Source organism: Kitasatospora sp. NPDC059599, from assembly GCF_042735125.1.
In the GTDB taxonomy this organism is placed as follows: domain Bacteria; phylum Actinomycetota; class Actinomycetes; order Streptomycetales; family Streptomycetaceae; genus Kitasatospora.
Genome location: NZ_JBHWCL010000231.1, coordinates 1 through 10,257 on the forward strand (window position 1 = coordinate 1; position 10,257 = coordinate 10,257).

8 protein-coding genes are annotated in these 10,257 nt (G+C 76.1%); 7 read left to right on the forward strand and 1 reads right to left on the reverse strand.

Annotated features, from left to right (window positions below; genetic code table 11):
• From ACFV04_RS41910 to ACFV04_RS41940, 7 genes are all read left to right on the forward strand, one after another.
• The coding region (locus ACFV04_RS41910) for a sugar transferase (protein WP_380536359.1) at window positions 1-1,524 on the forward strand (1,524 nt) is incomplete at its 5' end.
• A 5-nt stretch (window positions 1,525-1,529) separates the two neighbouring features.
• On the forward strand, window positions 1,530-2,870 hold the full coding sequence (locus tag ACFV04_RS41915; protein ID WP_380536360.1) for an O-antigen ligase family protein: 1,341 nt from the start codon (window positions 1,530-1,532) through the stop codon (window positions 2,868-2,870).
• Window positions 2,867-4,600 carry a lipid II flippase MurJ gene (locus tag ACFV04_RS41920; RefSeq protein ID WP_380536361.1) on the forward strand — a complete coding sequence of 578 codons (1,734 nt, stop codon included), beginning with the start codon at window positions 2,867-2,869 and terminating at the stop codon, window positions 4,598-4,600. The genes ACFV04_RS41915 and ACFV04_RS41920 overlap by 4 nt, the downstream gene beginning before the upstream one ends.
• Window positions 4,590-5,441 (forward strand): polysaccharide deacetylase family protein, encoded by an 852-nt coding sequence (locus ACFV04_RS41925; protein WP_380342074.1) that lies wholly within the window; start codon window positions 4,590-4,592, stop codon window positions 5,439-5,441. The genes ACFV04_RS41920 and ACFV04_RS41925 overlap by 11 nt, the downstream gene beginning before the upstream one ends.
• Window positions 5,438-6,553: a glycosyltransferase gene (locus ACFV04_RS41930; RefSeq protein ID WP_380536363.1), complete on the forward strand. Its 1,116-nt coding sequence runs from the start codon at window positions 5,438-5,440 to the stop codon at window positions 6,551-6,553. Before ACFV04_RS41925 ends, ACFV04_RS41930 begins: the two co-directional genes overlap by 4 nt.
• A 49-nt stretch (window positions 6,554-6,602) precedes the next feature.
• On the forward strand, window positions 6,603-7,571 hold the full coding sequence (locus ACFV04_RS41935) for a Wzz/FepE/Etk N-terminal domain-containing protein (protein ID WP_380536364.1): 969 nt from the start codon (window positions 6,603-6,605) through the stop codon (window positions 7,569-7,571).
• Window positions 7,568-8,728, forward strand: a complete 1,161-nt coding sequence (locus ACFV04_RS41940) for a GNAT family N-acetyltransferase (RefSeq protein WP_380536366.1) — start codon at window positions 7,568-7,570, stop codon at window positions 8,726-8,728. The genes ACFV04_RS41935 and ACFV04_RS41940 overlap by 4 nt, the downstream gene beginning before the upstream one ends.
• Before the next feature lie 4 nt (window positions 8,729-8,732).
• Here the strand turns inward: ACFV04_RS41940 and ACFV04_RS41945 are convergent, their stop codons facing one another.
• On the reverse strand, window positions 8,733-10,010 hold the full coding sequence (locus ACFV04_RS41945) for a glycoside hydrolase family 26 protein (RefSeq protein WP_380536367.1): 1,278 nt from the start codon (window positions 10,008-10,010) through the stop codon (window positions 8,733-8,735).
• Window positions 10,011-10,257: the final 247 nt, after the last annotated feature.

Here is a 10,257-nt window from a genome sequence, read left to right on the forward strand (position 1 = left end):
TTTCAGATCCTTCACCACTACTGGGTGCCGCTTGGGGGCGGCCCCGTGACGGGCCCCGGCGGGCGGGGCACGGGGCTGCTCGCCCCCCCGCCGGGGCGGTCGAGCAACCCGGTGCCGGCGCCCTGCCGGCACCGCGGGGCGGTCCGCAACCGGCTGGCCCTGCCGCTGGCCCTGGTCCAGGCCGACACCATCGCGCTGTTCTCCGCCGGCGGCCTCGCCAACCGGGCCATGGACCCGTCCGCCCCCCTCGACCCGCTGCTCGGCGTCCCCGCCGTCCTGCCCTTGCTGCTCCTGCTCAACCTGGCCGGCGGCCTCTACCGGGCCCGGCTCACCCTGTCCGTCCTGGACGAACTGCCCGCGCTGGCCGCCCGCGCCGTGGTCGCCGCCGCCTTCGCCGTCACCCTGTCCGACTGCCTCGGCGGCCACTGGCCCGACTGCGGCCCGGCCACCCCGTCCCGCCTCACCGTCCTGCTCGGCTGCCAGCTGCTGATCGCCACCGTCGGCCGTGCCGTCCTCTACCACCTGGTCCGGCGGATCCGCCGCAGCCGCCCCAGCCCCGCCCTGGTGCTCGGCGCCGGCACGCTCGGCCGCCGGGTCGCCGCCGTCCTCCGCGAGCACGGCGAGTACGGGATGCGCCCGGTCGGCTTCCTCGACGCCGACCCGCCGCTGCTGGCCGACGACCCCGGCCTGCCGGTGCTCGGCGGCCGCGAGGTCCTGGAGCGCGAGGTGCGCCGGCACCGGGTCCAGCACGTCATCGCCACCGCCGGAGCCGCCGACGAGACCGAGGCCGCGGCCGCCCTGCGCGAGGCCGCCCGGCTCGGCTGCCAGATCTGGCTGGTGCCCGCGCTGCGCGAGTTCGGCTCGCTGCCCACCGCCCCGATCGCCGGCGGCGACCACCTGTGGGGCTTCCCCTGCCTGCGGGTCGGCCGCCCGGCGACCCGTCGCCCCGGCTGGGCCGTCAAGCGCGCCCTGGACATCGGCGCCGCAGGGTTCGGCCTGCTGCTGCTCGCCCCCGTCCTGGTGCTCTGCGCCCTCGCGGTCCGCTTCGACACCGGCCCCGGCGTGCTCTTCCGCCAGCAGCGCACCGGGCTGGACGGCAGGGTCTTCACCGTCCTCAAGTTCCGCACCCTGCGCCCGAGCAACGAGCACGAGTCGGCGACCCGCTGGAACATCTCCCAGGACCACCGGATGGGCGCCGTCGGCCGGCTGCTGCGCAGGAGCTCGCTGGACGAACTGCCGCAGCTGTGGAACGTCCTGCGCGGCGACATGAGCCTGGTCGGCCCGCGTCCCGAACGCCCGTACTTCGTCATGCGGTTCGGCCAGGTCTACCCCGAGTACGCCGACCGCCACCGCGTCCCGGTCGGCCTCACCGGCCTGGCTCAGGTCAACGGCCTGCGCGGGGACACCTCCATCGAGGACCGGGCCCGGTTCGACAACCGCTACATCGAGAGCTGGAGCCTCTGGCAGGACGTCAAGATCCTGTGCCGCACCGCGGCCCTGATGCTCCACCCGGACGGGAGCTGACCCGCGTGGCCCTGACCCTTCCCGCCGACCCCGCCCCGCGCGCACCGGAGGCGAGCGGGCGAGTCGCAGCCTTACGGAAGGTGCTGCCCGCGCTCGCGGCCCGGCCCAGCCCGTTGGCCGCGGCCACCGTCCTGCTGGTCTGCGTGCCGACCGGCGAGAAGGACGTCACCGCCGCCGTCCACGTCACCGCCGCCGACCTCGCCTCGCTGGCCCTGGTCGCCCTCACCGCGCTGAACCTGCTGCGCGGGCGGCTGCCCGCCGTCGGCCGGACCACCTGCGCGCTGTTCGCCGGGATCGTGGTCGCCGCCGCCGTCGCCACCGTCGGCTCGATCGACCCGGCCACCAGCGTCACCGGCTTCGTCCGGCTGGTCCAGGTGTTCGTGCTGGTGCCCGCCGCCGTGCTCTGCGCGCTGCGCGACCGCACCGACCAGCGACTGGTCCTCGGCTCCTTCGTACTCGCCGCGCTGATCCAGGGCGTGGTCGGCACCAAGCAGTACCTCACCCACACCGGCGCCTCCTACACCGGCGAGCCGATCCGGGCCGTCGGCACCTTCGGCGCGCTGGACATCATGGCGATGTCCACGGTGGTCAGCTTCGGACTGCTCGCCGCCCTCGCGCTCGCGCTCGGCGAACGGGGACCGGGCGGCGACGCCCGGCTGCGGCGGGCGATGTCCGCCGCCGCCGCCTTCCTCGTCCTCCCGCTCGCCGTCTCCTTCAGCCGCGGCAGCTGGATCGCCACCGGCCTCGCCGCCACCGTGCTGCTGCTGCGCACCGACGCCCGGCTCGCCGTCCGCAGCGCCGTCCTCGGCCTCGCCGCCGCAGTCGTCCTGATCGGCGGCCTCGGCCTCGGCGGCTCCGGCGTCACCAAGCGGCTCAGCTCGATCGGCTCCGTCTCCGCCGCCCCCGACCAGTCCGTCTCCGACCGCTACGACCTGTGGGCCACGGCCGGGCGGATCTGGCAGGACCACCCCGTCCACGGCGCCGGCCCCAAGGCCTTCCAGCAACTCCGCGACAGCCACGCCCCACTGCGGCTGTCCTCCGGCAGCGACGCCGCCGACGCCACCATCGGCTTCCAGCGCGAGCCGCTGCTCTCCCCGCACAACATGTACTTCCTGGTCCTCAGCGAGCAGGGCCTGATCGGCATCACCGCCTACGTCGCGCTCTTCCTCGCCCTGCTGATCGGCTGCCTGCGCCGCACCCGGGGCCCGGGCCCCGCGGCGCTCGCCCTGCTCACCTGGGTGCTGGTCGACTACCTGTACGCCGACATCGGCGGCACCACCACCGTGCTGACCTCCGTCGTCCTCGGCCTCGCCGCCCGCGCCGCCGCCGGGGAGGCGTCGCGGTGACCACCGAGCGGCCGGCCGCCGTGGCCCCGACCCTGCCGGCCCCGCGCAGCGCGTCCGGCGAGCGGCCCGCCCCCGCGCCGGACCGGGCGACCCGGGGCGGCTTCCTCGCCAAGGCCTTCGGCATCACGGCCGTGCTCAGTGCCGCCGGCTCCGCCCTCGGCCTGCTGCGCGACCTCCTGCTGGCCCGCTACTTCGGCGCCAACCAGGGCACCGACGCCTTCCTGGTCGCCTGGACCGTCCCCGAGACGGCCGCGCCGCTGCTGATCGAGGACGCCATGTCCTTCCTCATGGTGCCCGCCTTCGCCCTCGCCCTGGTGCTGCGCGAGGAGGACCCGGACGCCCCCGACCCGGTCCGGCAGCTGGTCCGCGCCACCCTGCCCTGGCTGCTGCTCGCGCTCACCGGCCTCGCCCTGGCCGCCGCCCTCGGCGCCCCGCAGCTGGTCGAACTGCTCGCCCCCGGCCTGCCCGACCCGGGCCTGGCCGTCACCTGCACCCGGATCACCGCGATCACCGTGCTCCCCTTCGGCCTGGTCGGCTACCTGGCCGCCGCACTGCGCGCCCACCACCGCTTCACCGCCCCGGCCGGCATCTACGTCGTCCACAACCTCGGCATCCTCGCCGTCCTGCTCGGCTTCCACGCCTCCCTCGGCGTGCGCTCCGCCGCCCTGGGCGTCGCGGCCGGCAGCCTGCTGATGGCCGGCCTGCTGGTCGGCCCGTTCCTGCGCCGGCTCCGCCAGGGCCCGCCCGGTGCACGCACCGGCCGAGCCCGCCGTTCGCCCCAGGCCCTGGTGCTGATGCCGCTCGCCCTGCTGCCGGTGGGCGCCTTCACCCTGACCCGGCAGGCGCAGGTCTTCGTCGAGCGCTACCTCGGCTCGGCGCTGCCGCCCGGCACCATCTCGCACCTCAACTACGCCGCCAAGGTCTCCCAGCTCGCCATGACCGCGGGCATCCTGATCTGCACCGTCACCTTCCCGCTGGTCGCCCGGGCACTCGCCGCGGGGGACCTCACCGCCGCCCGCGACCGCGTCGAGAAGGACCTCGGCCAGGCGGCGGCCGTCGTCCTGCTCGGCACCGCCTTCCTGATGGCCTGCGCCCCGTCCGTCGTCTCACTGCTCTTCGAGCGCGGGGCCTTCGGCCCCGGCGACACCGCGGCCACCGCCGACGTCATCCGGGTGTACAGCTTCGGCCTGCCCGCCCAGGCGCTGATCGGCGTGATGATCCGCCCGTACTTCTCGCTGCGCCCCGTCGTCCGCCGGGCCGACGACCCCGGCACCGACGACGGCCGTCGCCGGCTCCTGGACTGGTACCCGGCCGCCGTGATGGTGCTCGGCCTCGGCGTCACCGTCGTCACCGGCCTGCTCGCCACGCCCGGCTTCGGCGCCCTGGGGCTCGCCGCCGGCAACGCGGCCGGCATCACCACCACCGCCGCGCTGCTGCTGCGCGGCCTGGTCCTGCGCGGCATCCCGCTGCGGCTGCGCCGGGTGCTCGCCGACCACGGCCGGCTGGTGGCCGCCGCGGCCGGGGCCACCGTGCTCGGCACCGCCGTTGCCGGACTGGCCGCCGACCCCCTGCTCTCGACCCTCCTCGGGGGCCTCACCGTGGCGCTGGCCTTCGCCGCCCTGGGCACCGGACTCGGTGCCCACGAGGTGCGCGGCCCGGTCCTCGCCGCGGCCAGGGCCCTGAACCCGCCAACCCCCGCCGAAGAAGGGAAGCGTCCCCATGGACAATGAACGGGGAACCGTCCGTTCGGCCCAGGCGGGCGTCAGCAACGCCCCGCCGCACCGGGCTCGACCGCCCAGGAGCCGTCACCCGGTCGGTGAACGGCCGATCCCCGGCCCCGCCTCGCCGTGGATCCTGATGTACCACTCGGTGGCGGTCGAGAAGGAGGACCCCTACCGGCTCACCGTCAGCCCCGAACGGTTCGCCGAGCAGATCGCCTGGCTGCACCGGCGCGGCCGGCGGGGCGTCTCGGTCCGCGAACTGATGCGGGCCCGCGCCCTCGGCCGGGACGACAAGCTGGTCGGCCTCACCTTCGACGACGGCTACGCGGACTTCGCCCGGTACGCCGTCCCGATCCTCCAGGCCTACGGCTTCACCGCGACCACGTACGTGGTCGCGGACCTGCTCGGCCGCGCCAACGACTGGGACACCGAGGGCCCGCGCAAGAAGCTGCTCACCGTCCCGGAGGTCACCGAACTCGCCTCCGCGGGCTGGGAGATCGGCTCGCACGGCCTCGGACACCAGGCGCTCACCGGCCTGCCGGCCGAAGCCCTGGCGGTGCAGGCCCGGGAGAGCCGGCGCCTGCTGGAGGAGGTCGTCGGCGGCCCGGTCACCGGCTTCTGCTACCCGTACGGCGCCGTCGACCCGCCCGCCAGCCTCGCCGTCCGCGACGCCGGGTACGACTACGCCTGCGCCATCGCGCACTCCCCGCTCACCGGCCGCTTCGCCCTGCCCCGCTGCTACGTCGGCGACCGCGACGGTGCCTGGCGGCTGCGCGCCAAGAAGGGCCGGCACCGGCTGCGCGACGCCGTCACCCAGCTGCGCCGCGCGCGGGGGGAGCAGCGGCCATGAGGGTGCTGCACATCGTCACCGGGCTCGCCTCCGGCGGCGCGGAGCGCCAGCTCCACCTCCTGCTGCGCCACCTGCCGGCGCACCAGCAGTGCGAGGTCCTCGCGCTGACCAACCCCGGCACGGTCGCCGCCGCGCTGCGCGCCGACGGCGTGACCGTCCACCACCTGGGCATGAGCGGCAACCGGGACCTCGGCGCGCTGCCCCGGCTGGTCCGGCTGGTCCGGGCCGGCCGCTACGACCTGGTGCACACCCACCTCTACCGGGCGCAGCTGTACGGGCGGCTGGCCGCGCGGCTGGCCGGGGTGCGGGCGGTGGTCTCCACCGAACACTCGCTGCAGGCCGGGGTGATCGAGGGCAGGCCGGTCACCCGGGGCGTCAAGAGCCTCTACCTGGCGGCCGAACGGCTCGGCAGCACCACCGTCGCGGTCTCCCGGCAGGTCGCCCAGACACTGCGCTCCTGGGGGGTCCCGCCGGCCCGGATCGAGCTGATCCCCAACGGCATCGACTCCGGCCGCTACCGCCTCCCGCCGCCCGACCGGGCCGCCGCACGCCGCCGCCTGCGGGCCGAACTCGGCCTGCCGGAAGGGAGTTGGGTGGTCGGCGGGGTGGGCCGGCTGGTCCCCGGCAAGCGCTTCGACGTGCTGGTCGAGGCCCTCGCCGACCTCGACCCGGCCACCCGGCTGGTGCTGGTCGGCGAGGGCCCGGAGCGGGCCGCACTGGAGCGCAGGGCCGTCGAACTGGGCGTCCGGGACCGGCTGGTGCTCACCGGCGAGCGCGACGACGTGCCGGAACTGCTGTCCGCCCTGGACGTGCTGGCCGCGCCGTCCACCGCCGAGACCTTCGGCCTCGGCGTCCTGGAGGGACTCGCCGCCGGACTACCGGTGCGGCACAGCGCCTGCCCGGCGCTCGACGAGCTGCCGCCCAGCGCCGCCCCGCAGGCCCGCCGCATCCCGTCCGACCCCGTGGCCTACACCGCCGCGCTGCGCGACCTGCGGCACCTGGGCGACCTGACCGCGGACCCGCTGCCGCACCCGCCGGCCGTCGGCCACTACGACATCGCCCGGGTCGCCGCCGACCTGGGCGCCCTCTACGACCGGCTGGCCCGCGTCTGACCGCCCGCCGTCGCCGGAACCGCCGTCCCATACCCAAGGAGCAACACCCATGACCACAACGCGCCGAAGCGCCCGCCGCCTGGTCCGCCGCTGGTGGCCCGTCGCGCTCGCGGTTCCGCTGGGCGCCGCGGCCGGCGCCGGGTACGCTGTCGTCTCGCACCCCTCGTACGCCGCCAGCGCCTACGTCCTGGTGGTCCCGCAGAACGCGGGCGAGGCCGCGACCGCGACCAACTTCGCCCAGGCGTACGGGCGGTTGGCCGGCCAGCCGCAGGTGCTCGCGGTGGCGGCCGCCGAAACCGGCCACACCCGGGCCGAACTGGAGACCCTGGTGCACGGGACGACCTCCCCGGACGCCCCGATGATCGAGATCACCGGCACCGGGACGAACGCCCAGGAGGCCGCCCGGACCGCCGACGCGGTGGCCGGATCGCTGGTCGCCTTCGCCAACACCAGCAGCAAGGACACCAACGTCCGGCTGGTGACACTGGCCCCGGCCGCCGCACCCGACAAGCCGACCACGCCCTCCGGCAAGCTGGACGTCGCGGTCGGCGGCGCGGCCGGGCTGCTGCTGGGCGCGCTGGTGATGACGACCCGGCGCCGGGCCGGGGCCGAGCAACCGGAGGCCGGGTCCGCCGGGTCCGCCGTGACCGCGGAGGCTCCCGCGGCCGCCGGACCGGCCGGGGTGCCGACGACGCCGCGCCCGCGCAGCGAGGAACGGCCGGCCGGGCCCGGTTCGGGCCCGAAGGCCGCCACCTCGAAGGCCGCCACCCCGGAGGCCGCCCCCGCGAAGGCCGCCACCCCGGAGGCCGACGTGCGGACCCCGGCCAGGGCCCACGTGAAGACCACAGCGAAGACCGACGCGAAGACCACAGCGAAGACCGACGTGAAGACCGACGCGAAGGCCGAGCCCACCGAGGCCGCGCCCGAGGCCGCGGAGACCTCCCCGGCCGCGGAGAGGACCGCGGCCAAGAAGAAGGCCCCGGCCAAGGAGAAGGCCCCGGTCGGGGGCGGCCGATGAGCACCGAGACCCGCAGCGCCGGCCTGCCGACCGGGCCGACGGCGCCGGCCTGGAGCACCGAGCTGCGGCGCGAGGACGACGCGCTGGACACCCTCGCCGAGGAGTGGGACGACCTGGCCGCCCGTTGCCGGTCCGCCACCTTCTTCCAGGCCGCCGCCTGGCAGCGCTCCTGGTGGCGCCACTACGGCCGCCCGGGCGCCCTGGTGGTGGTGCTGGTCCGCCGGGACGGCCGGCTGGTCGGCGCGGGCGCCTTCCGGCGCCGCGGCGGCCCGTTCGGCGGCCTGACCGGCCTCGGCGCCGGGCTGGTCGACTACACGGACGTCCTGCTCGACGACGAGTGCGCCGACCGGGCCGCCGCCGAGTTCGCCGCCGCGCTGCCGCTCACCCGCCCCTGGCACTGGCTGGAACTGCGCGAGGTGCACCCCGAGGCGGCGGTGCAGCGGGTGTACGAGCACTGGCGCGGCAACCGCCGCCGCTTCGAGGACTCGCTCTGCCAGTACCTGCCGGCCGTCCCGATGGAGCGGCTGCTCAAGCGGGTGCCCGGCAAGACGGCCCAACGCACCCGGGTGAAGCTGCGCAAGATCGCCGAGGCCGGGGTGCGGGTCAGCTCGACGCCGCCGGCCGAGGTGGCGGAGGCGCTGGAGGGGCTGCTGCGGCTGCACTACCTGCAGTGGCAGCAGCGCGGCGTCACCCCGGAGCACCGCACCGAACGGTTCGCCCGGCACCTGACCGAGTCCACCACCGGCCTGGTCGCCACCGGCAAGGCCGTCGTCCACCGGTTCCACCTGGACGGCCAGCTGGTCGCGGTGAACCTGCTGCTGCTCTGCCCGTCGTTCGGCGGCCTCTACCTGTACGGCGCGCACCCGGTGCTGCGCGAACGGCTGGACATCGCCGGACTGCTGTTCAGCGCGGCCCTGGAGGAGACGGTCGGCGCGGGCGTCCCGGTGCTCGGCCTGCTGCGCGGCCAGGAGCCGTACAAGCAGCGCTGGCGCCCGGACCGGCTGCCCAACCAGCGGCTGCTGCTGGGCCCGGCGGGACCGGCGCCGGCGGCGGCCGTCCGGGCCGGGGCGGTGCTCGCCCGGCAGACGGCGGCGCACCGGCTGAGCACCCGCTTCCCCGCGCTCAAGGAGGCGTTGCTGGCCCGCCGCCGCAGCTGACCGTTCAGCGCCGGGCGGGCGTGGCAGCCGGGGAGGGGCTCGCGGTCGGCCCCGGTGTCGGCACCGCGGCTGCGGTCGCGGTCGCGGTCGCTGTCACCGTCGCGGTCCCGGTCGCGGTCGCGGTCGCCGTCACCGTCCCGGTCGCGGCCGCCGTCCCGGTCGGCCTCGGCGAGGCGGGTGCCGGCGACGGGGCCGGTACCGGGGGAACGGTGGGCGTCGGGGGCGCCGTCGGCGACACCGCCGACGCCCCCTTCGACCCGGACATCAGCTGCTTGAACCGTGCCGCCGAGCGCGGGTTGCCGACGCACTGGAAGAAGCCGTGCGGGCAGTAGTCGGTGACGGTCTGGTAGGCGGTGTCATGGGTGCGGACCCACTCGACCATCCGCTGGACGAACTCCGGGTTGTCGCCGTTGCGGAACAGCCCCCACTCCGGGTACGAGACCGGCTTTCCGCGCCTGGCCGCGAACTCCACCTGGTCCTGCAGCCCGTACGGCTCGCGCACGTAGTCGTCGAACGTTCCGCCGGCGGGCTGGTCGTAACTGTCCATGCCGATGATGTCGACCACGTCGTCGCCGGGGTAGCACCTCGTCCACGGGATGGCGTCCAGGCCCCGGTTGGGGGCGAAGTCGAAGCGGAACCGCTGCCCCGGCACCGAGCGCATCACCCCGACGATCCGCCGCCAGTAGGCCTTCCACGCGGAGGGGTCGGGCTTGCAGCGGTGGGTGTAGGTGGTGCCGTTCATCTCCCAGCCCAGGGTGAGCACGGTGTCCGGGCCGCCCAGCGCGACCAGCCGCCGCGCGAGTTTGAGGAAGTGCCCGTCGAAGTCCCCGCGGGAGCCCTGGGCGAGCAGCTTCGCCACCTCGCCGTCCGACACGTGCGCCTCGTTGGGCACCAGCATCGGCACGCCGAGCACGAGCATCCGGGACGGCTCGGCGAGCCGCCACTGCGACCACAGGCCGAGGACCACCGGGTCGCCTTCGATGTCGGACCAGCCGTTGCCGGCCAGATAGGTGTGGCCGACCTGCAGGTTCGCGTCGCCCAGCCACTGCGCGTACCGGCCGATCTGCGGGATGTACGTGTCCCAGGAACCGACGAAGGCCCCGAACGGCGGCTCGTGCGCCGGCCGCCGGGCCGGCGGCCGGGGGCCGGCGGTGCGCGGCTCGTAGGCGTCGGAGGAGAGGCCGGGCCGTTCGCCCTGACCGAGCGGGGCCCCGGCCGGGACGCTGGCGGTGGCCGTCAGCAGCAGGGCGGCGGCGGCCAGCGTCAGACGGCCGATGCGCATGGTCTCTCCTCCGGACGTCGCGGGGCGGGGCGCCCGGTCTCGGCGTGGACGGACCGTGGCGCCCCGCTCGCCGACAGTAGGCCCGACGGAGGAAGGAGATGCCGAATGTCACCCTAAAGTGGGCGATATTCGAACGCCGTCTGCCGCAACGGCCGCCGGGTGCCCGCCGTGTATCAGATCTGTAACGGTCCGGCCGGGCCCGCACGGGCCGCCCCGGGCCGCCCGGCGGAGCGGGCGGGGCGGCGAC

Excerpts from the sequence above, each read along its gene's own strand:
- ACFV04_RS41940 (WP_380536366.1), top strand. The coding sequence starts at position 7,568 with ATGAGCACCGAGACCCGCAGCGCCGGCCTGCCGACCGGGCCGACGGCG.
- ACFV04_RS41930 (WP_380536363.1), top strand. The coding sequence starts at position 5,438 with ATGAGGGTGCTGCACATCGTCACCGGGCTCGCCTCCGGCGGCGCGGAG.
- ACFV04_RS41935 (WP_380536364.1), top strand. The coding sequence starts at position 6,603 with ATGACCACAACGCGCCGAAGCGCCCGCCGCCTGGTCCGCCGCTGGTGG.
- ACFV04_RS41945 (WP_380536367.1), bottom strand. The coding sequence starts at position 10,010 with ATGCGCATCGGCCGTCTGACGCTGGCCGCCGCCGCCCTGCTGCTGACG.
- ACFV04_RS41925 (WP_380342074.1), top strand. The coding sequence starts at position 4,590 with ATGGACAATGAACGGGGAACCGTCCGTTCGGCCCAGGCGGGCGTCAGC.